Source organism: Novosphingobium sp. TK71, from assembly GCF_055361505.1.
Map to the genome: position 1 here is coordinate 2752755 of NZ_CM143962.1, position 21671 is coordinate 2774425.

Here is a 21671-nt window from a genome sequence, read left to right on the forward strand (position 1 = left end):
AATACGCAGCCATGACCTATGTCGTCACCGACAATTGCATCCGGTGCAAGTACATGGATTGCGTCGAAGTCTGTCCGGTGGACTGCTTCTACGAAGGCGAGAACATGCTGGTCATCAATCCCAGCGAATGCATCGACTGCGGCGTCTGCGAGCCTGAGTGCCCCGCCGAAGCGATCCTGCCCGATACCGAGAGCGGGCTTGAGCAGTGGCTCGAACTGAACGCCAAGTATTCGGCGGAATGGCCCAACCTCACCACCAAGAAGGACGCGCCGGAAGACGCGGACGAAATGCGCGGCGAGGAAGGAAAGCTCGAAAAATATTTCTCGCCCGAGCCTGGCGAAGGCGACTGATCTTCGACACGGAACCTTGCGCCAGGGAACCGGTTTCCCTAGCGTATTAGGCACTTGGCGGGCCCTCCTGACCCGCATCGGCACACCCTGGGGCGGGCAACGGCTAACCGTTAGCTCGCCTCTGGTAATTTTATCACATCGATGCTATATAATACCCCAACTGCCCGGGCCTTCTGCCCGTTTGGCAGGCATTTTCATTGCGAGGCAGGGTTCGAAAAGCAAACGGCTGGGAGAGTAATCTGACCGGGCGGCGAAGGCGCTTTTGCGTTTTCACAGTCGCATCCACCCGGGTTTCTCTCACCGTAGGTATGGCAACGAACCTCTGCAGGTGAAAGGACGATACATGGCAACCAGGGCCGATGCCTTCGATGTTGGAGATTACGTCGTTTATCCCAAGCACGGCGTAGGCCGTGTGATCGAGTTGCAGAAGCAGGAAATTGCCGGGATGCAGCTCGACCTCTACGTGCTGCGTTTCGAAAAAGAGCGCATGACCCTGCGCGTTCCTGTGAACAAGGTCGAATCGATCGGCATGCGCAAGCTGTCGTCGGACAAGACCCTGCGCGAAGCTCTCGACACGCTCAAGGGCAAGCCCAAGGTAAAGCGCACCATGTGGTCGCGCCGCGCCCAGGAGTATGAAGCCAAGATCAACTCGGGCGATCTCGTTTCGATCGCCGAAGTGACCCGCGACCTGTTCCGTGCCGACGATCAGCCGGAACAGAGCTATTCCGAACGTCAGATCTTCGAAGCGGCTTCGTCGCGTCTGGCCCGCGAACTCGCGGCCATGGAAAAGACCGATGAACCGGCAGCTCTGAAGAAGATCCTCGCGATCCTCAACGAGTATGCGCCGAAGTACTACGAGAGCGCTGAAGCAGTCTGAACAGACGCAGGGCTACTCGCACGCAAAGGGGCCGCTTCCTTCCCGGAAGCGGCCCCTTTCGTTTGCGCTTTGTCGGCATGACGGCCTGCCCGCAATGATGGAGATATCGATGTTCATTGCCGCGACAGTCTTGTCATGAGAGCCTGTCCGCGATGAACCCACGCGCCCTGCCCTTTCTGGCTCCCGCCGCCGCCCTCTTGCTGTCCGGTTGCCTCAGCACCGCAGGCAAGATCGTGACCGCCCCCGTCCGCGTTGCAGGCTCGGCGGTCGACGCCGTGACAACGAGCCAGTCGGAAGCGGATGAGAAACGCGGCCGCCGGATGCGGGAGCAGGAGGAGAAGCTGGGGAAGATGCAGCGGCAGTACCAGAAGCACTTGCGCCAGTGCGATCGGGGAGACCGCCAGGCCTGCAACAAGGCCCGCGATGACTATGCCGAAATGCAGTACCTCATGCCTGGCGCGGTACAGCAGAGGCGCTGAGCCCGATCAGGCGGCTGCCCGGCTCAACCTGTCATTGATTGCTGCCCCGACACCCTCACCGGGAATCGGCGCCACCGCGATGCGGGGCTGATCCGCCGCCGCACCTTCATGCAGGAGCGCATAGAGCCGCGAAGCCGCTTCGATGAGGTCTCCCGAAGGCGACAGGCTTACATCCCCCGCCACTTTGCCGAAGCCGATATGGAATTCGTCCTGCTCCGCCATATCGGCATTCAGCCTGACCGGCTTGCCCGGGGCATAGTGGCTCGCGAGCTGTCCCGGAGCCTCGATGGCCTGTGACGTCACGGCGTCGCTATCGACACCCAGAATCTCGCGGATATGCGCTTCGGGAATCGGTCCCGGCCGAAGCACTTGCCAACGCCCCTCTTCGCGCAGCGCCACGATCGTGGATTCCACGCCCGCTTCGCAGGCACCGCCATCGACAACCGCGTCGACATTTCCGCCAAGCGAGGCCACCACATGCTCCGCACATGTCGGACTCACCCCGCCGCTCCGGTTCGCCGACGGGCCGGCAAGCGCCAGGCCCGATTCCGCGATCACCGCCCGCATCACCGGGTGGGCCGGACAGCGCAAGGCAACGGTCGGCAAGCCCGCGGTGACTGCGGCCGCAACCGGCGCGCCTTCACGCAGCGGCAGTACCATGGTCAGCGCACCCGGCCAGAACGCCCGCGCCAGGCGCAGCGCCCGCTCGTCGAAATCCGCAAGCGCCTGCGCCGATGCAAGGTCGGCGATGTGCACGATCAGGGGATTGAAACTGGGACGGCCCTTGGCGCGGTAGATCGCTGCCACCGATTCATCCCGGTCCGCGCGCGCGGTGAGCCCGTAGACAGTCTCCGTCGGCACTGCCACCAGCCTGCCTTCGCGCAGCAGATGCGCGGCACGCTCTACACCAGCTTGATCTGCCGCCAGCAGTTCGGGTCCGAGGTTGCGCTCCATAGTTCGCCGCTATAGCGCACGACCCGGAAAGCCAAGAAAAACCGCGCAGAGGATGATTGACCAGATGACCTACACGCCCCCCAGCACCGACCAGATCCTGGCGCTGCGCGTCAATGCCGGAATGGAGGAGCTTGCCGCCGCCGAACGCTTCGCCGATGCCAGCCCCGACGTCGTGCAGGCCGTGGTGGAAGGCGCCGGCGCCTTCGCGGCAGGCGAATGGGCTCCGCTCAACCGCAAGGGCGATACGGAGGGCGCTCGGATCGTCGAAGGCAAGGTCGTGCTGCCTGAAGGCTTCATGCAGGCCTATCGCGATTTCGTGGATGCTGGCTGGAATGCGGTTTCGGCGCCCGAAGAGTTCGGCGGACAGGGCCTCCCCCTCTCGCTTGCGGTTGCAGCGCTGGAATGCCTCGGCAGCGCCAACATGGGCTTCTCGCTGCTGCCGATGCTCACGGTAGGCGCGATCGAAGCGCTGATTCACCATGGCAGCGAAGAGCAGCAGCGGCTCTATCTGCCGCGCGTCGTCAGCGGCGAGTGGTCGGGCACGATGAATCTCACGGAACCGCAGGCGGGTTCCGATGTCGGCGCACTGCGCACCACCGCCACGCCGATCGACGATGGCCCCCACGCCGGGAAGTACCGCATCGTCGGCCAGAAGATCTTCATCACCTGGGGCGAACACGAACTGGCCGAAAACATCGTCCATCTCGTTCTTGCCCGCACCCCCGGCGCCCCGGCCGGCTCGCGCGGAATATCGCTCTTCATCGTCCCGAAGTTCCACGTGGAACATGACGGCGCTCTTGGCGCCCGCAACGATCTCAAGGTCGTGAGTCTCGAACACAAGCTGGGCATCCATGCATCGCCCACTTGCGTCATGAGCTATGGCGACAATGGCGAATGCATCGGCGAACTCATCGGTGCGGAGAACGAAGGCCTGCGCTGCATGTTCACGATGATGAACAACGCCCGCATCAATGTCGGCGCGCAAGGCGTCGAGATCGCCGAACGCGCCATGCAGCAGGCCATGGCCTATGCCGGTGAACGGGTGCAGTCAGCCCGCGCCGGTTCGGCAGACAAGACCCCGGTTCCCATTGCCGAGCACCCCGACGTGCGCCGGATGCTCCTGCGCATGCGCGCGCTCACCGAAGGCGGCCGCGCCCTGCTCTATTACGCAACCGGCCAGCTCGACAAGGCAAGCCTCGGCAGTGATCAAGCGCGCCTGCGTGCCGAATTGCTGGTGCCGCTGGTGAAGGCGTGGTGCACCGATATGGGGGTCGAAGTGGCCGGGATCGGCATACAGGTCCATGGCGGCATGGGCTTCATCGAGGAGACCGGCGCCGCCCAGCATTACCGCGATGCCCGCATCGCCCCGATCTATGAAGGTACCAACGGCATTCAGGCCGCCGATCTGGTTACCCGCAAGCTCGGCATGGAGCGCGGCGGCGTGTTCTTCGCGCTGATGGACGACATCCACGCCTATGCCACCGATCACGGCGTGCTGGCACTGCAGGAACTCGCCGAGTCTTGCCGCCAGACTGCCGAACACCTGATCGATCCCGGTAGCCTGGACGATCGACTGGCCGCCAGCGTCCCTTTCCTCAACGCCTGCGCCATTGCCGTTGCAGGATGGCAGCTTCGCCGACAGGCCGATGCCCTCCCCTCCGCAGACGTACCCCTTGCTTTCGCAAAGCGGAAAAAGGTGGTCGCCCGGTACTTTATCGAGCATCTGGTGCCCGAAGCCATGGGTGACCTCGCCCAGGCCCAGAAGGGTGCGAGCCTTCTCTACGAACTGACGAGCGAAGAATTGACAGCATGACCGACCAGATCGAAGTTCTCAGCCGCATCGCCCAGGCCCTCGAACGTCTGGCGCCGCCCCCTGCCGCGCCAGTGGATTGGCTCGCCCATCCCGCCTACGTCTGGACCGGGGCCGAAGCCCGCGGCGTGGCCGAACTTCTCGCGCCGCCGCTGGACCTGCTGCGCGGCATCGATTCCCAGAAAGAACGCGTGGTCGGCAATGTCGAGCGTCTGGCCGCCGGCTATGCCGCTCACGACATGTTGCTCTGGGGCTCGCGCGGGATGGGCAAGTCCGCTGTGATGCGCGCGTCGATCCGGGCGGCCCAGGCCGCCCATCCGGGCCGCATCGCGCTGGTGCAAGTGGCGCAGGAGGCCCTTCACGGCGTGACCACCCTCTTCGCCCTGCTTGGCAAGGTGGATCGCCAGTTCCTCGTCTTCATCGACGATCTCGGATTCGAGGAGAACGACGGCGCTGGACCGCGCCTGCTGCGTTCGTGGCTGGAGGGCGGCGTCGAGGCTCGGCCGAACAACGTGCGCCTTGCCGTAACGGCCAACCGCCGGGCCATCGTCTCCCGCTCGATGTCCGAGCAGGACGATCCGATCAACACCCGCGATGTGGTGGACGACCGGCTTGCCCTTGCCGATCGGTTCGGACTCTCCATCGGCTTCCACAATTGCGACCAGCCTTCCTACCTCGCGATCATCGAAGGCTATACCCGCCAGTTCGGCCTGGCCTTCGACGAGCATGACGCGCTGGAATGGTCGCGCCGCCGGGGCGCTCGTTCGGGCCGCGTGGCCTGGCAGTACGTTACGGAAGTGGCCGGCCGTGCCGGAAAGGTGATCTGACGGAGCGCTTCGCCGAAGCGCCCGCTTTCTCCTCTATTCATTCTTGCAAAAAGGGGGCCTTTCGGCCCCCTTTTCTTGTTCGCGATCTCGAGGCCCGGTCAGGGCAGCAGCTTGTCGGGCTCCTTCTTGAACCCCGCTTCCAGCCCGCCGACGGCGCCCGGAACCGTGGGGTCCTTGATTTCCTCCAGCGGCTTGAGGTGCTCGGTCTCCACAAGCTTGATCGCTTCGGAGGGCTTTGCACCGGGCGACTGCACGCGCCAGATCGTGCCTGCCGTATCGTCGCTCACGAGCAGGCTTCCGGTCTTGTCCCATGCCAGCCAAGTCGGGCGACCATGCGTATGCGAATCGTCCTTGAGGAAGCCGGTAAGCACCGGAACCGGCTTCACGTCCTGCGGATTGCCGTTGGCGTCGAACGGCACGAAGACCACGTCGTAGCCCACGGCAGGGCGGCGATTCCAGGAACCGTGGCGAGCGATGAAGGCCCCGTTCGCGAACCTGGTGCCCATGAGGTTGCCGCCATTGGCAAAGACCATGCCGAGCACGCTGGCATGAGCGCCCATCGCATATTCGGGCTTGCGGGTATATTCGAGCATGTAGGTCTGCATCGGCCACTGGACACGCTCATCGAACGTCGTCTTCCAGTAGACCCAGGGCCAACCATACTGCGCACCCACCGGGACATTGGTGAAATAGTCAGGCACGAGATCCGGGCCGAGCATGTCGCGCTCCTGCACCGTGGCCCACATCTCTCCCGTTGAAGGGTTCCAGCCCAGTCCATTAGGATTGCGCATCCCGGCCGCGAACTGGCGCCGACGGCCGGTATCGATATCGATCTCCCAGATTGCGGCGCGCCCGGTTTCGGCTTCCATGCCGTCATCGGCGATATTGGTTGCAGAACCGACGGTGACATAGAGCTGCTTGCCGTCCTGGCTCAGAAGCAGGTTGCGCATCCAGTGGTTGCCGCCCGCAGGCAGGTCCATCAGCTTGCGAAGGGGCTTTCCGTCGAGCCTGGTGGCGCCGGGCTGGAAGGCGAATTCAAGAACCTGGTCGTGATTGGCGATGTAGAGCCGGCCGTTCTGATAGGCCATCCCGGAAGGCGAATGCATGTCCTGGCTGCGGAAGTCGAAGCGCTGCTCCGCCTTCCCGTCGCCATCGGCATCGCGCAGCAGGACGATCTTGTCAGGCGAAGCCTCACCGGCGCCGACCTTGTTGAACATCCAGCCCATCACCGTGCCGGTCAGCCCCTTGGGCTTGTTGCCGGCAGGCGCATTGGTTTCCGTCACCAGCACGTCGCCATTGGGCAGAGTCAGCATGGTGCGGGCGTGATCGAGCCCTTCGGCGAAGCGTGCCACGGCCAGGCCCTGCCCTGCCTTGGGTGCCTCATTGGCGGCCCAGCCCACGGTTTCGACCAGCTTCACGCTGGGAATCCATTGCGGGTCAGGCTCTACCAGCTTGGGGTCCTTGCCCACCGTGTCACTGAACGGCAGGTCGGACGTGTTGGAGTACTGGGCCCAGGCGATCACCCCGACAATGGCGAGGATGACGACAACGAGGGCTAGGGCGACTTTCGTGAGGATCGAGCGCATGAAGCTGAAATAAGCCGGTGGCGCCTAGGCGGCAACAAGGACTTGGAGTAACGGATGCGTCATGTACGACTTTGCTCCCCGGGGCGACCAGCCCAAGCCCGAACTCTACGCCGATCTCGCCGCCGCCGCCCGCGCGCTTGTCGAAGGCGAGCCTGACGGCATCGCCAACATGGCGAACCTCGCCGCGCTGATCTGGCAGTTTGTGCCCGATCTCAATTGGGCCGGATTCTATCGCAACCTGCAGGACGAACTGGTTCTTGGGCCTTTCGTGGGCAAGCCCGCCTGCATTCGCATTCCGTTTGGCCAGGGCGTCTGCGGCGCAGCTGCCGCAAGCGGCGAGACTCAGGTCGTGCCGGACGTCCACGCCTTTCCCGGCCACATCGCCTGCGACGCCGACAGCCGCTCCGAACTCGTGGTGCCGGTGATCCGCGAAGGACGCGTGATAGCGGTTATCGATCTGGACAGCCCGACCGCCGGCCGCTTCGATGAAGCCGATGCGGCGGGGATGCAGACACTCGCCGGGATCGTCGCCAACGCCATCTGAACATTGCCCTGCCCCGAAACGGGACAGGGAAGACCGATACTTGGTTTTTCGCGCATCGCGATGCTAAATTTTGCGTTAACGGATGGACTTTGATCCTCCGTCGTTCGCGAAAGGGTGCATCCGATGCGTAACACTTTCTGCGCCGCTACCATCGCGGCGCTCAGCCTGCTTGCCTCGCCCGTCTCCGCGCGCGATGCATCCCAGGATCTTCCCCGCTATGTCCCGGTGCCCGCACCTTATGGCAGCGCGCAAGCGCAGCCGGGCTTCGACCCGGCGGCACGGGACGCCTGGCTCGCGGATTGCCGCCAGCGCGTGGGCTCGCGCGATTCGGGTGTTGGCGGCGCACTGATTGGCGGCGCCATCGGCGGATTGGCCGGTAATCGCATCGCCGGGCGGGGCAATCGCGCTGTGGGAACGATCGCCGGAGCCGCAGTGGGGGCCGTGGCCGGTGCCGCGATCGACAAGTCGGAAGATCGCGCCCGTGCCCGCGACGAATGCGAAGCCTATCTCGACGATTATTACGCGCGCTATACACAGAGCGCGGGCACCTATGGCGGCTACGGTGCCGGCTATGCCTATCCCGCGAATGCACCTACCTATGGCTACGCTGCGCAGGGATGCTGCATGAGCCAACCGGTCGCGATGGTTCCCGTCGCGCAGCCGCAATGCACCGAAACCGTTGAATACGTCTACGAGGACGTCCCCGTGCGTCCTGCCCGTCGCACGATCCCTCGCCGCGCCAAAGCAGTGCCTGACAAGCGGGTGAAGATCACGCCGACGAGTTAAGAGAAAGGCGCTGTGCGGGCCTACCCCGCACAGCGCCTTGATACGTTCATGCCTGAAGCGACAGCGTCGCTCAGATAGCGCCGCCGGTGAGGCGCTGGCAGATGAGATCGAGCTGATCCAGCGTGGCGTAACGAATCGTCACCGTGCCGGACTTCGGATCGGCATCGGCATTGATCTTCACCGGCAGCCCCAGGAACTCCTCAAGATGCCCCTGAACAGCTGCGATATCCGCGTCGTCATGTGAACTGCGCGCGGCGCGTGCACGACGCGGCGCAACATCTCCGCGTGCCTTCTTCCGCACCAGCTTCTCGATCTCGCGCACGGACATCTGCTTGGCGATGGCCGATTCGGCGATCTCTTCAGCATCGTCGCAGCCGATCAGCGCGCGGGCATGGCCCATCGACAGATTGCCCTTCTCGACCATCGAGATGACACCGTCCGGCAACGCAAGCAGGCGCTGGAAGTTCGCAACGTGGCTGCGGCTCTTGTCGACCATGCGAGCGATTTCGGCCTGAGTCATACCCTCGAATTCGGCAAGGCGATTGTACGCCCGCGCTTCTTCGATGGGATTGAGATCCTCTCGCTGAAGGTTCTCGATCAGGGCCAGGGCCATGACCTCGCGCTCGGTCAGTTCGCGGACGAGCGCCGGAATCTCGTGAAGCTGCGCCTTCTGGGCGGCACGCCAGCGGCGTTCGCCTGCGACGAGCTGGTACCGGCCGTTGTCCATCGGACGCACGATGATGGGCTGGATCACCCCGCGATGCGCGATCGATGCGGCCAGTTCCTCCAGCGCCTCTTCGTCGAAGATCCGGCGCGGCTGATCGGGGTGCGGCGTGATGTCGGCAATGGCCAGCACGGCAAGGCCCCCTGCCCGTGGCAACGGCGGCCGGCCATCCGCGCTCGGAGAGCCAAGCGGCTCTTCACGGCGCGTTTCACCCAGGAGCGCACCGAGACCGCGTCCCAACCCCTTGGGCTTCTGCTTTGGCGCGGCTGCGGCAGCCACCGGATTGTGGGCGGGGGGTACGCTGATGCGCACGATGGAATCGTCGTTCATGCCGCTTTCCTCTTTTCGGGCAGTCGGGTGATAAGTTCGCGCGCCAGGGCCATGTAGGCTCGGCTACCGGCACAGGCATGATCGTAGATCAATGCCGGAACACCGTGGCTGGGCGCTTCGGAAAGGCGCACGTTACGCGGGATGGTGGTTTCGAAGACAAGCTGCCCAAGGCACGAGCGCACATCCTCCGAAACCTGATCTGTCAGGCGGTTACGGCGATCGAACATGGTCAGCGCAATGCCGATAATACCCAGATCCGGGTTGAAACGCTGCTGAACCCGCTCCACCGTCTGAAGAAGCTGACTGAGCCCTTCAAGGGCAAAAAACTCGCACTGGAGCGGCACCAGCAGGGTATCGGCTGCGGTAAGCGCGTTGAGAGTGAGCAGGCCGAGCGACGGCGGGCAATCGATCAGGCAGACATCGTAGCCAAGGTCGCCTCGCAAGGCGTTCCGCAGGCGATTGGCACGATCGTCCGCGTTCACCAGTTCAACTTCGGCGCCAGAGAGATCGACCGTGGCTGCCAGGAGATCGAGGCCCGGTATCTTGGTCGGCATCACGCAATCCGCCACCCGCACCCGGTCGACCAGAACGTCATAGGAAGTTCGGTCGCGCTCGGAAGCCGATACGCCAATCCCGGTAGAGGCATTGCCCTGCGGATCGAGGTCGATCAGCAGGGTATTCCAACCGGTTGCAGCCAGCGCGGTCGCGACGTTGATCGCGGTAGTGGTCTTCCCGACTCCGCCCTTCTGGTTGGCGATGGCGATACGGATCACTTGGTCATACCCTTCCTGTCAGCCAGGGTGCCGACAATGATGCCTGCCTGCGGGTCCGTCAGGGACTGTTCCACGTGGAACATGTGCCGCCACTTGCGAAGGTCGTCCAATTCTTGCTTTGCCGACCGCCCCTTCGGCAACAGCCAAACCGTGTCGCTTGTGGAAAAACGAGCGGATAATGTCAGAAGCTTTTCCAATGGCGCAAATGCGCGTGCGGAAATGACGCCCACGGGAACGGATTCGACAAGTTCGAGTCGCTGGCCGACCACACGTGCCTTTTCCAGCCCCATCGCGATTCGAGCCCGGTCGAGCCATTCGATTCGCCGATTGCGCGATTCAACCATGACCACTTCGCATTCGGGCCGAAGTGCCGCGATTACCAGTCCGGGGAACCCTGCACCGGTGCCAAGATCCAGCCAAGGCGATGTTCCACGTGGAACATGTGGTAGCAACTGGGCACTGTCCACGATATGGCGCAGCCAGACCTGATCGAGGCTGGCAGCCGATACGAGGTTCTGCTGACGGTTCTCCTCCACCAGCATTGCGACCAGCGTTTCCAGACGCACCCAAGCATCGTCATCACATTCTGGAAGGGCGCGGAGCCAGTCCCTTGCTTCGTCTTCGGTAATTATCACGCCGCCTCCCTGCGGGCATGGACCAGCAACGCTGCCAGCGCTGCCGGAGTGATTCCGGGTATCCGTCCGGCCGCTGCCAGAGTTGCGGGACGCGCCTTCGTCAGCCGTTCAACCATCTCGCGCGAAAGTCCGGCGATCTCGGCGTAAGGGAAATTCTCGGGCAAGGGCAGAGATTCGCTGGCGCGAAGTTCGCGCAACTCACGCTCCTGCCGCTCGAGATAGGGCGCGTAAGCCGCATCCTCCACCATCTCCTCGACCAGATTCTCATCACCCAGCAAGGCCTCGTCGATCCAGGGAGCCAGGCCGTCAAGGTCCACATCGCCGAAGCGCAGCCATTCACGGATCGGCAAGCGGCCGATATCGACGCGGACCGGCAATCCCGCGTTGGCGAGATCGTTGGCGGAAACCGTCGCATCAAAAGCTTCGTCGATGCGCACTCTCGCTTCGAGCCTTGCATCGAACCACGCCTGACGCTCGGCCCCGGCAGCTCCGATCTCGATCGCGAGAGGAGTAAGACGCGTCGTGGCATTATTGGCGCGCAGACGAAGCCGATACTCGGCGCGCGCTGTCAGCATACGATAGGGTTCGCTCACGCCTTGCAGGGTGAGGTCGTCGATCATCACCGCCATGTAGCTGTTCGCACGGTCCAACGCGGGACCATCGCGGCCGAGCACGACCGAAGCGGCGTGCATGCCTGCAACCAGCCCCTGCGCCGCCGCCTCTTCGTAGCCGGTGGTGCCATTGATCTGCCCGGCACAGTAGACTCCGGGGATGTCGCGAATTTCCAGGCTCGTCCGCAAGGCGCGCGGATCGATATGGTCATACTCCACCGCATACCCCGGCACGACCATCTCGACCCGTTCCAGTCCTTCCATCGTGCGCAGCATCTGAAGCTGCACATCGGCAGGCAGCGAGGTGCTTACACCATTGGGATAGACGAGCGGGTTATCGAGCCCTTCCGGCTCAAGAAAGATCTGATGGCCATCCCGATCGGCGAACCGGTGAATCTTGTCCTCGATCGATGGACAATACCGCGGCCCCTGCGCGCCGATGGCACCGGTGAAGAGCGGCGAGCGATGCAGGTTTTCGCGGATGACGTCATGCGTGCGCGGGTTGGTCCGGGTGATCGCGCAGAAAACCTGCGGGACGGTGCGCCCCCGCCCCATCGCCGACATGGTCCAGTCTTCGCCATCGGACGGCTGCTCATCGAGACGAGCCCAGTCGATGGTTCGCCCGTCAAGACGCGGCGGGGTACCCGTCTTCAGACGCGCCATCGGCAGCGCCGCATCCCTGAGCTGCGCCGCCAGCCTCTGCGCGGAGGCCTCTCCGATACGCCCGCCCGTAAGCCGTTCCTCTCCCCGGAAAAGGGTTCCGCCGAGGAACGTGCCGGTGCAAAGAACCACGGCCCGCGCGTCAAGCCGGGTGCCGTCGGCAAGATCGATGCCGACTGCCCTGCCCTGCTCAAGGACCAGAGCGGACGCTTCGCCGGCAACAAGAGTCAGGTCACCCTGCTCCTTCAGAAGCCGGTGAATCGCCGCCCGGAACAGTTTGCGGTCGGCCTGGACGCGCGGCCCTTGAACCGCGCTCCCCTTCGAGCGATTGAGCATCCGGTAATGGATCGCGGCGGCATCGGCAGCGCGCGCAATCAATCCATCGAAGGCATCGACCTCCCGCACGAGATGTCCCTTGCCCAGTCCGCCAATGGCCGGATTGCAGCTCATGGCCCCAACCGCGTCGAGATCAAAGCTCACCAGTGCGACACGCGCACCCATGCGCGCGGCGACAGCAGCCGCCTCGCAGCCGGCATGACCGCCGCCGATCACGATTACGTCGAAAGAATGCATGGCCCACGCGCTTACCCGAAGCGATGACTCCCGTCAAAGCGCCTTGAATGTTTCACGTGGAACATGCTCATTTGCCGATACAGAAACGTCCGAACAAGGCGTCCAGCATGTCCTCAGTCGTCGCCCGGCCGATCAATGCGTCAAAGCTCAATCGGGCCAGCCGCAGTGCCTCAGCCACCAGCAGTGGATCGCTCTCCTGCGCGGCTGCTCCGATTGCCCGTTCGGCTTCAGCCACAAGCGCATACTGCCGCCGGTTGAGTGCGGCTTCACCGGGACGCGGCATCGCCTTCGAGGCCGTTTCGATGAGATCGCGGCGAAGGCCGTCGACCCCCTCCCCCGTGACCGCCGAAACGCGGTGACGGGGCGCCCGCTTCTGTTCCACGTGAAACACGTCAGCACGGGCGGCAATCTCCCAGCATCCTTCCGGACCTTCCTGTTCCGGCCCGAGCCAGAGCACGAGGTCCGCCCGGTCCAGTTCGGCCCGCGCCCGCGAAATACCGATCGCTTCGATCTCGTCTCCGGTCTCATCGCGAAGGCCCGCCGTATCGCCGAAGACGAAAGGAACGCCGCCGAGCGACACAACACGGGTCAACACGTCCCGCGTCGTGCCGGCAAGGGGAGAGGTGATCGCTGCGTCATCCTCGACCAGCGCGTTGAACAGGGTGCTCTTCCCGGCATTCGGCGGCCCGGCAAGAACGACCCGAAAACCTTCCCGCAGCACTTCTGCACGCGGCCGCGAAAGCCAGCCCGCCAGTTCGCCGCGCAACATGGCGAGACCGGCGAGAAAGTCCTGCGGAAGATCGGAAACGTCGTCTTCGTCGCCAAAGTCGAGCACGGCTTCTACCGAAGCAGACGCGCGCAGCACACGCTCACGCCAGGCTTCTACCTGAAGCGAAAATGCCCCTCCCGCCATCGCAAGCGCGCTGCGACGCTGAAGCTCGGTTTCCGCCGAAAGTAGCTCTGCAAGGCCCTCCGCCTCGGCCAGATCGATGCGCCCATTGGCAAAGGCACGGCGCGTAAACTCGCCCGGAACCGCTCGCCGCAAGCCGGGCATGTCGGATAGCGCGGCTTCGACCGCTGCCACCACGGCCCTGCCGCCATGCAGATGAAGTTCGGCAAGGTCTTCGCCGGTAGCCGTGGCCGATCCGGGAAACCACAGTATCAGGGCCTGGTCGAGTATGGTGCCATCGGCACCGCGCAGCCGCCGATAGCTGGCGCGGCGCGGATCGGGCAGCGAGCCAGCCAAAGCGACAAGCGCCGCCCCCGCGTCAAGTCCGCTGATGCGGACTACGCCGATGGCGGCAGGAGGAGAACCGCTGGAAAGCGCGAAAATCGTGTCGGGCATAAAGCCCGCTACCGCAGAGCCGTCCCGAGGTGAACCCCCGGACGACGCCCAGGCTCTAGCTATCCTTCTTCGGCTTGCTGCCGCTCATCGCCATGGCAGCACCGCTTTCAAGGAATTGCTGGAACAGCTTGAGCCCGAACTGTCCCATAGGCGCAACCTGCTTGGTCAGTTCCTGGAGCTGGTCGAAATTGCCCACGCCCTGCATGGCCTTGGCCAGCGCGTCCACATAGACCTCGTTGGCCTTGGTGACGTCGGGTAGACCGAGGAACCGCCGGGCCTCTTCAGGCGAGCATTCGACCTCGACATTGACCTTCATCCCGGCCTCCCTTTTGGAATTTCTGTACCTTGCGTGACACATGGCGATGGCAAAGTCCATCGCTCGTGCCTACCCTCGACCTAAACGCATATCGGGGCCAAAAGGCTTCGAGAGTGCATTTCCCAGGAGAGTCTCCCATGACCAATACAGACATCCCGACGCTCGACGGCGACGGCATGATCCCCGCCTATATCGCTCGCCCCGAAGGCACGCCGCGCGGTGCGATCATCGTCCAGCAGGAAATCTTCGGCGTCGATGCCGGCATCCGCCAGAAGGCGGACAGCTGGGCCGCCAAGGGCTACCTCGCCGTCGCGCCGGACACCTTCTGGCGCCAGAAGCCCGGCATCGAACTGAGCCCCTATGTCGAGGAGGAATTCAACCAGGCCATCGGCCACATGATGGCCCATGACTTCGATCTCGGAATCCGCGACCTTGAGGCGGTGATCCACTGGATCCGCCGCGAGGAAGGCGTGCCGAAGATCGGGCTTGTCGGTTTCTGCATGGGTGGCCGCATTGCCTACATGGTCGCCGCCCGTACCGACATCGATGCCTCGGTCGGCTACTATGGCGTGATGATCGACCAGATGCTGAACGAGAAGCACGCGATCGCCCGTCCGCTCATGCTGCACATCCCCACCGCTGATCACTTCGTGGACGCCGCCGCGCAGAAGGCCATCCACGAAGGGCTGGACGATCATCCGCGCGTCACCCTGTGGGACTACGAAGGCCTGGACCACGGCTTCGCCGCCGAAATCGGCGCCCGCCGCGACGAAGCCGGCGCAGCGCTCGCCGATGGACGAACCGAGGCCTTCTTCGCGGAGCATATCGGTTAAGCCGATGACGGTGGCCCCGCGCTATGCCGTGCCGCTTGCAGTCGTGACTCTCACGGCCCTGAGCTGGCTCGTTCCGTCATGGCGCTGGGCGCTGGTGCTGATGGTGCCGGTCCTGCTGCTGACCCTCTGGGACTTCGTTCAGGACCGCCACGCACTCCGGCGAAACTATCCGCTGATTGCGCGCGTGCGCTGGCTGTTCGAGGACTTACGGCCCTATCTGCGCGCCTATGTCGTCGAGGGAGACCGCGAAGGCCGCCCCTTCACGATCGAGGAGCGCAGCCTTGTCTATGCGCGTGCCAAGGGTGACATATCCTCGCACCCGATGGGCACTGAGCTCGATGTCTATTCCGACGAATACGAATGGCTCGGCCATTCGATCGCACCAAACGAAAAAGCGCCTGAATCATGGCGCGTGAAGATTGGGGGCGATCAGTGCGCGAAGCCTTACGAGAGCGCGCTGCTCAATATCTCGGCCATGAGCTTCGGCTCGCTTTCGGCCAATGCCATCGAAGCGCTCAACAAGGGTGCCGCGCTGGGCGGCTTCGCGCATGACACCGGCGAAGGATCGATCAGCCGCTACCACCGCACTTATGGCGGCGATCTGATCTGGGAACTGGGCAGCGGCTACTTCGGATGCCGTCACAAGGACGGCAGCTTCGATCCGGATCTCTTCGCAGAGCAGGCGCAGAGCGATCAGGTCAAGATGGTCGAGATCAAGCTGAGCCAGGGCGCCAAGCCCGGCCACGGCGGCGTACTGCCCGGCCCCAAGGTCACGCCCGAGATTGCCGAGGCCCGCAAGGTCGAAGTCGGCGAGGACTGCCTGTCGCCCGCGGCCCATTCCGCATTTTCAACGCCCATCGAACTGCTCCAGTGGCTCGAACAGCTGCGCAAACTTTCGGGCGGCAAACCTGCAGGCATGAAGCTCTGTGTCGGCCAACCGCATGAAGTCATGGCGCTGGTCAAGGCCATGCTGGAAACCGGAATCACACCGGACTTCATAGTTGTAGACGGTGCCGAGGGCGGGACCGGCGCCGCGCCGCAGGAACTTACCGACAATGTCGGCATGCCGCTGCGGGAAGGGCTGACGCTGATGCGCAATGCCCTTGTGGGTGCCAACCTGAAGGACAGGATCCGCCTCGGCGCTTCGGGCAAGGTCCATTCCGGTGCCGGCATGGCCCGTGCCTTCGCGCTGGGGGCGGACTGGTGCAATGCCGCCCGCGCCTTCATGTTCTCGCTCGGCTGCGTGCAATCGATGAAATGCCACACCGGCGAATGTCCAACCGGCGTTGCCACCCAGGTCGCCTGGCGCCAGCGCGGACTCGTGGTCGAGGATAAGGCGGAACGCGTCGCCCGGTTCCAGAAGGAAACATTGAAATCCCTCCGCGAGATTGTCGTCGCCATGGGCTATGACAGTCCCTGGGGCCTCAACCAGCACGACATGTACCAGCGGATAGACAGCGCCAAGGCCGGACCACTGGACGAAGTGTACCGTTTCCTGAAACCCGGCGAACTGCTCGCCGACCCCGAATCCACCCCCTACGCCCGCGCCTGGAACGTCGCCCGGGCGGACACGTTCAGACGCGTGTTCTGAACGCAAATTCCAAGGACTTGCCGACATGACCACCGGATACAGGATGATCGCCCGAAGCCATGGCGGCCCCGAAGTGATCGAGCGGGAGGATTTCGAAGTCCCCTGCCCCGGTCCCGGCGAATTGCTGATCGAGACCGAAGCGGTCGGACTCAACTTCATCGACACTTACTACCGCAAGGGACTCTATGCCGACCCGTTGCCGATCAAGCTCGGATCGGAAAGCGTCGGAAGGATCATCGCGCTTGGCACCGACGTGGCCGGCTTTTCGCCGGGTGAGCGTGTCGGCACGACTTATGCCGGCGGGGCCTATGCCACGCACCGCATTGTGAAGGCGGCGCAGGCCATGCCCATCCCCGACACGATCGCTCCGGAGATTGCGGCAGCCGTCATGCTCAAGGGACTCACCGCCTGCTATCTCGCGGAAGAGACATATGCCGCCGGAAAGGGCGATGTCGCTCTGGTGCATTCGGCGGCCGGGGGAGTCGGTTCGCTACTGGTGCCATGGCTGCTGGATAAAGGCGCAACCGTGATCGCCCACTCGGGCAGCGCCGAAAAGGCGGCGCAGGTTCCAGGCGAGCACTCCCTCCATTGCGATTTCAGCGAATTGCCCGAAGCCATCCGCGAGATCACCAGGGGCGAGATGTGCCATGTGGTCTATGACGGCGTCGGCGCGGCATCCTGGTCCGCATCGCTCGCTTCGCTCCGCAAGCGCGGATTCATGGTGACTTACGGAAATGCCTCGGGACCGGTTCCCGCGATTGCGCCGCTGGACCTGATGAAAGCGGGATCGATCTACCTCACCCGCCCGACCCTTGCCGACTACATTGCCACGCCGGAGCAGCTCGCCGTCAGCGCAGGGAAACTGTTCGACCGGATCGCCGCCGGGATTCTCAGGCCCCATATCGGCCAGACCTACCGGTTGGAGGATGCCGCCGAGGCCCACCGCGCGCTGGAGAGCCGGGCTACCACAGGGTCCACGGTGCTGATGCCTTGAACAAATAGGAGAGCCCGTGAGGGGCAATCGTCTCCGGAACATCGATCAAAAAGAAAAGGGCCCGGAAATCCGGGCCCTTTTCATTCGTCAGATCAGCGTGATGATCCCGAGCTGCGGGTCTACCCACCCCTCATAGATCATCTTTGCCGCCACATAGAGGATCACCGCAAGGCCGATCCAGGCTATCCAGCGATAGCGTTCGATGTAGCGCGCAATGAAGTTCGCGGCGACGCCCATGAGGGCCACTGCGAAGACCAGGCCCACGATCAGGATGCCGGGATGATCGCGCGCCGCGCCGGCTACGCCGAGCACGTTGTCGATCGACATCGAGATGTCCGCCACCGCAACCGAGATTGCCGCTCCGGCAAAGCTCTTGGCAGGCTTGAGGCCGGAACTCTCGTCACCCTCTATTTCCGGCGAGCCGGGGGAATGTTCACCGCCGTGAAGCTCGCGGTACATCTTCCACGCGACCCAGAGCAGCAGCAATCCGCCAGCGAAGATCAGCCCGACAAGGCCGAGCAGCCAGGTCACGACAAGCGCGAAACCGATGCGCAGCACCAACGCTGCGATCACGCCGATGGCGATGACCTTCTTGCGCTGGTCGGCGGGAAGCCCCGCTGCCAGTGCGCCGACGACGATGGCATTGTCGCCCGCCAGTACCACGTCGATCATCAGCACCTGAAGGAACGCCGACATGGCTGCCGGCGTCCCAAGGTTCGAGAAATCGTTGACGATGTGCTGCCAGATCTCCGCCGGACCTCCCATCGAGGAGGTAGCGACAAGTGTCTGCAGGATGCTCAAGCCGGGACTCCCTGCTTACTGGTTCATCGTCGAGAAGAAGTCCTCGTTGGTCTTCGAGTCCTTCATCTTGTCGAGCAGGAACTCCATCGCATCGACGGTGCCCATCTGCATGAGAATGCGGCGAAGGACCCACATCTTGGTGAGCTGGTCCTTGGGAACCAGCAGCTCTTCCTTGCGGGTGCCCGACTTGCCGACATCGAGCGCCGGGAAGATGCGCTTGTCCGCCACCTTGCGATCAAGGACGATTTCCGAGTTACCGGTGCCCTTGAACTCTTCGAAGATGACTTCGTCCATGCGGCTGCCGGTGTCGATCAGGGCCGTAGCGATGATCGAGAGCGAACCGCCCTCCTCGATGTTGCGCGCGGCGCCGAAGAAGCGCTTGGGGCGCTGCAGGGCGTTGGCGTCGACACCACCGGTCAGCACCTTGCCCGAGCTGGGCACCACGGTGTTGTAGGCGCGGCCGAGACGGGTGATCGAGTCCAGCAGGATCACGACGTCGCGCTTGTGCTCGACGAGGCGCTTGGCCTTCTCGATCACCATTTCGGCGACCTGGACGTGGCGCTGGGCGGGTTCGTCGAAGGTGGAGGAGATGACCTCGCCCTTCACCGAGCGCTGCATGTCGGTGACTTCTTCCGGGCGCTCGTCGACGAGCAGCACGAGAAGGAAGACTTCCGGATGGTTGTCAGTGATGGCCTTGGCCATGTTCTGCAACAGCACGGTTTTGCCGGTGCGCGGCGGGGCCACGATCAGGGCGCGCTGGCCCTTGCCCTGCGGCGAAATGAGATCGATCACGCGGGCCGACTTGTCCTTGACCGTGGGGTCGAGGCTGTCGAGCTTCAGGCGCTGATCGGGGTAGAGCGGTGTCAGGTTGTCGAAGTTGACGCGGTGGCGCACCACGTCGGGATCGTCGAAGTTGACGCTGATGAGCTTGGTGATGGCGAAGTAACGCTCGCCGTCGCGGGGAGCACGGATCTCGCCTTCGACGGTATCGCCGGTGCGCAGGCCCCATTTACGGACCTGGTTGGGCGAGACGTAGATATCGTCAGGACCGGCAAGATAATTCGCCTCGGGGCTGCGCAGGAAGCCGAAGCCATCGGTGAGAACCTCTATGGTGCCCTGCCCGATGATTTCCTCACCGTCTTCAGCCACTTCCTTGAGGATGGCGAACATGAGGTCCTGGCGGCGCAGCGTCGACGCGCCTTCCACGCCGAGTTCCTCGGCCATTTCGACCAGATCGGCCGACGTTTTCTTCTTGAGTTCTTTAAGGTGCATCTTGTCTGGATTCCGGATGGAAAATGGGTGTCGGCCGGCGGGATCGTTGGGCTTGGGGAAAGCGGATCCGGGCAAGCGAAAGGGCTCGCCGCCCTGTGCCGGAACAAGGCTCAGATAAGCTCTGGGCAGCTTTGGGTCAACGAGTCATCTGCGGGACGGCGTGTGGCCGGGCTGAATCGAGATTCCCGCAGTGCCCGAGCGGCAAGTGATGCTTTTGGACGATGAATCGCCCGATCGTCAGAACGGCTTCACGACCACCAGAATAACGATCACTACTGCTGCAAGTCCGGGAATTTCATTGAGCAGGCGCAGTTTCCGGCCCGTTAGCGGCCGTTCGCCCTTTGCCAGCTTCTTGCCGTAACCGACCAACCACCCATGGTAGCCCGACAGGCCCAGTACGAAGAGCAGCTTGGTATGAAGCCAGCCTTCGCTCCATGCCCCCATCGCAGAGGCGGTAGCGATGCCGAGCACCCATACCAGGACCAGCGACGGGGTGAGGATGATCTTGCGAAGCTTGGATTCGCGATCGATCCAGCGCGCTTCTTCGGCCGAGCCGGGCTCTGATTCCTGATGGTAGACGAAATAGCGCGGCAGCATGAACAGGCCGGCCATCCAGAAGATCACGAAAATGACGTGTCCGGCCTTGAGCCAGAGATAAAGCATAGAAAGCACTTCCTGCATGGGCAGCACGAGTCTCGATGAATCCGGAAGGCGACCTCCTGCACGCTCGCCCGGATTCGGGCAAGCCGATTCCGGGGCGAGTCAGGCGGTTGGTCGTTTTGGCGCGGATTCTACCGCGACCAGGCGCGCACGATGCCTAGCAGTCGCTCGACATTTTCGATCGGCGTGAACTGGCCGATGCCGTGTCCGAGATTGAAGACATGCGGCCGGTCGGCGAAAGCATCGAGCACGCGGTGAGTCTGAATCTCGAGATCGTTCCCACCCGAAAGCAGGAGAAGCGGATCGAGATTCCCTTGCACCGGAAGCCCGGCGGGAAGCTCTCTCGCCGCCCAGACCGGGTCTATCGTTTCATCGATTCCAACCGCGTCGACTCCGGTTTCACGGGCGTATGCCGGTAATTTTTCGCCGGCCCCCTTTGGGAATCCGATGACCGGAGTCTCGGGATGGCGTGCTTTCATCTCGGATACGATCTTCGCATTGGGGGCAATGACCCAACGTTCGAATTGGGCGGGAGAGAGTGATCCGGCCCATGAATCGAAGAGCTGGACGGCTTCCGCTCCGGCTTCGATCTGGCCACTGAGATATTCGACAGTCACCCCCACGATAGCCTGGATGATCGCCTCGAACGCCGCAGGGTCGCGATAGGCCATTGCCCGCGTCTCATGCTGATCCCGGCTGCCTTCGCCTGCGCACATGTAGGTTGCGACAGTCCACGGACTTCCGGCGAAGCCGAGCATGGTCTTGTCGGATTCGAGTCCGGCGCGGACTTTGCGGACGGTTTCGTAGATGGGAGTCAGGCGCTCGGGAACGGCGGTGAGATTCACCAGCGCGTGATCGACCAGGCGTGGAGTCAGCTTTGGGCCTTCACCGGCAAGGAACTGCAGATCCTGTCCCATCGCGTAAGGGACGATGAGGATGTCCGAGAAGAGGATCGCGCCGTCGAATCCGAAGCGGCGGATGGGCTGGAGCGTAATTTCGGCCGCAGCGTCGGTATCATAGACGAGCGCGAGGAATCCGCCCTTTTCGGCGCGAAGGGCGCGGTATTCGGGAAGGTATCTTCCGGCCTGGCGCATCAGCCAGATCGGGCGCTTGCTCGTGTTCGTTCCGCGCAGGTTTTCGAGAAGGAGGCCAGGCATCGAGATTCAGGTCCGATCAAAAAAATAAAGATTCTTAGAAGGATGATGGAGTCTGTTGGTCCTGTGGATATCGGGGACGATTGAATCTTGCCCGAATTATTCCACGGTGAACAGGTTCAAATCTGCGAAGCGACTCTCGATGGAGTCTGAGTCAAAGACTCTTTATCCCTGTTACCCACAGGG

22 protein-coding genes are annotated in these 21671 nt (G+C 63.3%); 10 read left to right on the top strand and 12 right to left on the bottom strand.

Annotated features, from left to right (window positions below; translation table 11 throughout):
- Nucleotides 1-11: 11 nt before the first annotated feature.
- From fdxA to ACXJ16_RS12885, 3 genes are all read left to right on the top strand, one after another.
- Nucleotides 12-350 carry a ferredoxin FdxA gene (gene fdxA, locus ACXJ16_RS12875; protein ID WP_054442042.1) on the top strand — a complete coding sequence of 113 codons (339 nt, stop codon included), beginning with the start codon at nucleotides 12-14 and terminating at the stop codon, nucleotides 348-350.
- 343 nt (nucleotides 351-693) lie between these two features.
- Complete coding sequence (locus ACXJ16_RS12880) at nucleotides 694-1227, top strand: CarD family transcriptional regulator (RefSeq protein WP_054442043.1); 534 nt, start codon at nucleotides 694-696, stop codon at nucleotides 1225-1227.
- 152 nt (nucleotides 1228-1379) lie between these two features.
- Nucleotides 1380-1706 carry a DUF6726 family protein gene (locus tag ACXJ16_RS12885; protein ID WP_054442044.1) on the top strand — a complete coding sequence of 109 codons (327 nt, stop codon included), beginning with the start codon at nucleotides 1380-1382 and terminating at the stop codon, nucleotides 1704-1706.
- A gap of 6 nt (nucleotides 1707-1712) precedes the next feature.
- On the opposite strand, the gene ACXJ16_RS12890 is transcribed toward ACXJ16_RS12885, so the two are convergent.
- On the bottom strand, nucleotides 1713-2660 hold the full coding sequence (locus ACXJ16_RS12890) for an L-threonylcarbamoyladenylate synthase (RefSeq protein WP_185998330.1): 948 nt from the start codon (nucleotides 2658-2660) through the stop codon (nucleotides 1713-1715).
- 64 nt (nucleotides 2661-2724) lie between these two features.
- Here ACXJ16_RS12890 and ACXJ16_RS12895 point away from each other — a divergent pair, with 64 nt between their 5' ends.
- Together ACXJ16_RS12895 and ACXJ16_RS12900 are read left to right on the top strand one after the other, a co-directional pair.
- The gene (locus tag ACXJ16_RS12895) at nucleotides 2725-4473 is read left to right on the top strand and encodes an acyl-CoA dehydrogenase family protein (RefSeq protein WP_324697500.1); all 1749 of its coding nucleotides are present in this window, start codon (nucleotides 2725-2727) and stop codon (nucleotides 4471-4473) included.
- Nucleotides 4470-5297, top strand: coding sequence for a DUF815 domain-containing protein (locus ACXJ16_RS12900; RefSeq protein ID WP_054442046.1), 828 nt, complete (start codon nucleotides 4470-4472; stop codon nucleotides 5295-5297). Before ACXJ16_RS12895 ends, ACXJ16_RS12900 begins: the two co-directional genes overlap by 4 nt.
- A gap of 98 nt (nucleotides 5298-5395) precedes the next feature.
- Here ACXJ16_RS12900 and ACXJ16_RS12905 read toward each other — a convergent pair whose 3' ends face one another.
- Nucleotides 5396-6883, bottom strand: a complete 1488-nt coding sequence (locus tag ACXJ16_RS12905; protein WP_463920786.1) for a PQQ-dependent sugar dehydrogenase — start codon at nucleotides 6881-6883, stop codon at nucleotides 5396-5398.
- A 61-nt stretch (nucleotides 6884-6944) separates the two neighbouring features.
- Between ACXJ16_RS12905 and ACXJ16_RS12910 the strand changes: the two genes are divergently transcribed.
- Together ACXJ16_RS12910 and ACXJ16_RS12915 are read left to right on the top strand one after the other, a co-directional pair.
- A complete protein-coding gene (locus ACXJ16_RS12910; protein ID WP_054442047.1) occupies nucleotides 6945-7427 on the top strand; it encodes a GAF domain-containing protein in 483 nt (160 codons plus the stop codon).
- Between the two features lie 123 nt (nucleotides 7428-7550).
- On the top strand, nucleotides 7551-8213 hold the full coding sequence (locus ACXJ16_RS12915; RefSeq protein WP_463920787.1) for a glycine zipper 2TM domain-containing protein: 663 nt from the start codon (nucleotides 7551-7553) through the stop codon (nucleotides 8211-8213).
- 70 nt (nucleotides 8214-8283) lie between these two features.
- Here the strand turns inward: ACXJ16_RS12915 and ACXJ16_RS12920 are convergent, their stop codons facing one another.
- From ACXJ16_RS12920 to ACXJ16_RS12945, 6 genes are all read right to left on the bottom strand, one after another.
- On the bottom strand, nucleotides 8284-9267 hold the full coding sequence (locus ACXJ16_RS12920; protein ID WP_324697494.1) for a ParB/RepB/Spo0J family partition protein: 984 nt from the start codon (nucleotides 9265-9267) through the stop codon (nucleotides 8284-8286).
- Nucleotides 9264-10040: a ParA family protein gene (locus tag ACXJ16_RS12925; RefSeq protein ID WP_054442050.1), complete on the bottom strand. Its 777-nt coding sequence runs from the start codon at nucleotides 10038-10040 to the stop codon at nucleotides 9264-9266. Before ACXJ16_RS12925 ends, ACXJ16_RS12920 begins: the two co-directional genes overlap by 4 nt.
- Nucleotides 10037-10675 carry a 16S rRNA (guanine(527)-N(7))-methyltransferase RsmG gene (gene rsmG, locus ACXJ16_RS12930; RefSeq protein ID WP_324697492.1) on the bottom strand — a complete coding sequence of 213 codons (639 nt, stop codon included), beginning with the start codon at nucleotides 10673-10675 and terminating at the stop codon, nucleotides 10037-10039. The genes ACXJ16_RS12925 and rsmG overlap by 4 nt, the downstream gene beginning before the upstream one ends.
- Nucleotides 10672-12519, bottom strand: a complete 1848-nt coding sequence (mnmG, locus tag ACXJ16_RS12935) for a tRNA uridine-5-carboxymethylaminomethyl(34) synthesis enzyme MnmG (protein ID WP_463920789.1) — start codon at nucleotides 12517-12519, stop codon at nucleotides 10672-10674. The genes rsmG and mnmG overlap by 4 nt, the downstream gene beginning before the upstream one ends.
- Nucleotides 12520-12586: 67 nt before the next feature.
- Nucleotides 12587-13864, bottom strand: a complete 1278-nt coding sequence (gene mnmE / locus ACXJ16_RS12940; protein WP_463920790.1) for a tRNA uridine-5-carboxymethylaminomethyl(34) synthesis GTPase MnmE — start codon at nucleotides 13862-13864, stop codon at nucleotides 12587-12589.
- Nucleotides 13865-13919: 55 nt separating this feature from the next.
- Nucleotides 13920-14180, bottom strand: a complete 261-nt coding sequence (locus ACXJ16_RS12945; RefSeq protein WP_054442054.1) for a DUF6489 family protein — start codon at nucleotides 14178-14180, stop codon at nucleotides 13920-13922.
- A 137-nt stretch (nucleotides 14181-14317) separates the two neighbouring features.
- Between ACXJ16_RS12945 and ACXJ16_RS12950 the strand changes: the two genes are divergently transcribed.
- From ACXJ16_RS12950 to ACXJ16_RS12960, 3 genes are read left to right on the top strand one after another with little or no spacing between them, the layout of a single operon-like run.
- Complete coding sequence (locus tag ACXJ16_RS12950; protein WP_463920791.1) at nucleotides 14318-15013, top strand: dienelactone hydrolase family protein; 696 nt, start codon at nucleotides 14318-14320, stop codon at nucleotides 15011-15013.
- Nucleotides 15014-15017: 4 nt separating this feature from the next.
- A complete protein-coding gene (locus ACXJ16_RS12955; protein WP_463920793.1) occupies nucleotides 15018-16604 on the top strand; it encodes an FMN-binding glutamate synthase family protein in 1587 nt (528 codons plus the stop codon).
- A gap of 25 nt (nucleotides 16605-16629) precedes the next feature.
- Nucleotides 16630-17598 carry a quinone oxidoreductase family protein gene (locus ACXJ16_RS12960; protein WP_463920794.1) on the top strand — a complete coding sequence of 323 codons (969 nt, stop codon included), beginning with the start codon at nucleotides 16630-16632 and terminating at the stop codon, nucleotides 17596-17598.
- Nucleotides 17599-17685: 87 nt separating this feature from the next.
- Here the strand turns inward: ACXJ16_RS12960 and ACXJ16_RS12965 are convergent, their stop codons facing one another.
- The 4 genes from ACXJ16_RS12965 to hemE all read right to left on the bottom strand — a co-directional run bounded on the left by ACXJ16_RS12965 (nucleotide 17686) and on the right by hemE (nucleotide 21488).
- Nucleotides 17686-18363, bottom strand: a complete 678-nt coding sequence (locus ACXJ16_RS12965) for a TerC family protein (protein ID WP_132468695.1) — start codon at nucleotides 18361-18363, stop codon at nucleotides 17686-17688.
- Nucleotides 18364-18414: 51 nt separating this feature from the next.
- A complete protein-coding gene (gene rho, locus ACXJ16_RS12970) occupies nucleotides 18415-19671 on the bottom strand; it encodes a transcription termination factor Rho (RefSeq protein ID WP_054442058.1) in 1257 nt (418 codons plus the stop codon).
- A gap of 237 nt (nucleotides 19672-19908) precedes the next feature.
- Nucleotides 19909-20352, bottom strand: coding sequence for a CopD family protein (locus ACXJ16_RS12975; protein WP_324697479.1), 444 nt, complete (start codon nucleotides 20350-20352; stop codon nucleotides 19909-19911).
- Between the two features lie 110 nt (nucleotides 20353-20462).
- A complete protein-coding gene (gene hemE / locus ACXJ16_RS12980; protein WP_324697477.1) occupies nucleotides 20463-21488 on the bottom strand; it encodes a uroporphyrinogen decarboxylase in 1026 nt (341 codons plus the stop codon).
- Nucleotides 21489-21671 lie beyond the last annotated feature (183 nt).

Bases quoted from the DNA above. Each gene is read 5' to 3' on its own strand.
- ACXJ16_RS12915 (WP_463920787.1), top strand. From the start codon at position 7,551: ATGCGTAACACTTTCTGCGCCGCTACCATCGCGGCGCTCAGCCTGCTT.
- ACXJ16_RS12910 (WP_054442047.1), top strand. From the start codon at position 6,945: ATGTACGACTTTGCTCCCCGGGGCGACCAGCCCAAGCCCGAACTCTAC.
- ACXJ16_RS12950 (WP_463920791.1), top strand. From the start codon at position 14,318: ATGACCAATACAGACATCCCGACGCTCGACGGCGACGGCATGATCCCC.
- ACXJ16_RS12920 (WP_324697494.1), bottom strand. From the start codon at position 9,267: ATGAACGACGATTCCATCGTGCGCATCAGCGTACCCCCCGCCCACAAT.
- mnmE (WP_463920790.1), bottom strand. From the start codon at position 13,864: ATGCCCGACACGATTTTCGCGCTTTCCAGCGGTTCTCCTCCTGCCGCC.
- fdxA (WP_054442042.1), top strand. From the start codon at position 12: ATGACCTATGTCGTCACCGACAATTGCATCCGGTGCAAGTACATGGAT.
- mnmG (WP_463920789.1), bottom strand. From the start codon at position 12,519: ATGCATTCTTTCGACGTAATCGTGATCGGCGGCGGTCATGCCGGCTGC.
- ACXJ16_RS12905 (WP_463920786.1), bottom strand. From the start codon at position 6,883: ATGCGCTCGATCCTCACGAAAGTCGCCCTAGCCCTCGTTGTCGTCATC.
- ACXJ16_RS12895 (WP_324697500.1), top strand. From the start codon at position 2,725: ATGACCTACACGCCCCCCAGCACCGACCAGATCCTGGCGCTGCGCGTC.
- ACXJ16_RS12955 (WP_463920793.1), top strand. From the start codon at position 15,018: ATGACGGTGGCCCCGCGCTATGCCGTGCCGCTTGCAGTCGTGACTCTC.
- rho (WP_054442058.1), bottom strand. From the start codon at position 19,671: ATGCACCTTAAAGAACTCAAGAAGAAAACGTCGGCCGATCTGGTCGAA.
- ACXJ16_RS12965 (WP_132468695.1), bottom strand. From the start codon at position 18,363: ATGGGAGGTCCGGCGGAGATCTGGCAGCACATCGTCAACGATTTCTCG.
- ACXJ16_RS12890 (WP_185998330.1), bottom strand. From the start codon at position 2,660: ATGGAGCGCAACCTCGGACCCGAACTGCTGGCGGCAGATCAAGCTGGT.
- ACXJ16_RS12945 (WP_054442054.1), bottom strand. From the start codon at position 14,180: ATGAAGGTCAATGTCGAGGTCGAATGCTCGCCTGAAGAGGCCCGGCGG.
- ACXJ16_RS12880 (WP_054442043.1), top strand. From the start codon at position 694: ATGGCAACCAGGGCCGATGCCTTCGATGTTGGAGATTACGTCGTTTAT.
- hemE (WP_324697477.1), bottom strand. From the start codon at position 21,488: ATGCCTGGCCTCCTTCTCGAAAACCTGCGCGGAACGAACACGAGCAAG.
- ACXJ16_RS12900 (WP_054442046.1), top strand. From the start codon at position 4,470: ATGACCGACCAGATCGAAGTTCTCAGCCGCATCGCCCAGGCCCTCGAA.
- ACXJ16_RS12960 (WP_463920794.1), top strand. From the start codon at position 16,630: ATGACCACCGGATACAGGATGATCGCCCGAAGCCATGGCGGCCCCGAA.
- ACXJ16_RS12975 (WP_324697479.1), bottom strand. From the start codon at position 20,352: ATGCAGGAAGTGCTTTCTATGCTTTATCTCTGGCTCAAGGCCGGACAC.
- ACXJ16_RS12885 (WP_054442044.1), top strand. From the start codon at position 1,380: ATGAACCCACGCGCCCTGCCCTTTCTGGCTCCCGCCGCCGCCCTCTTG.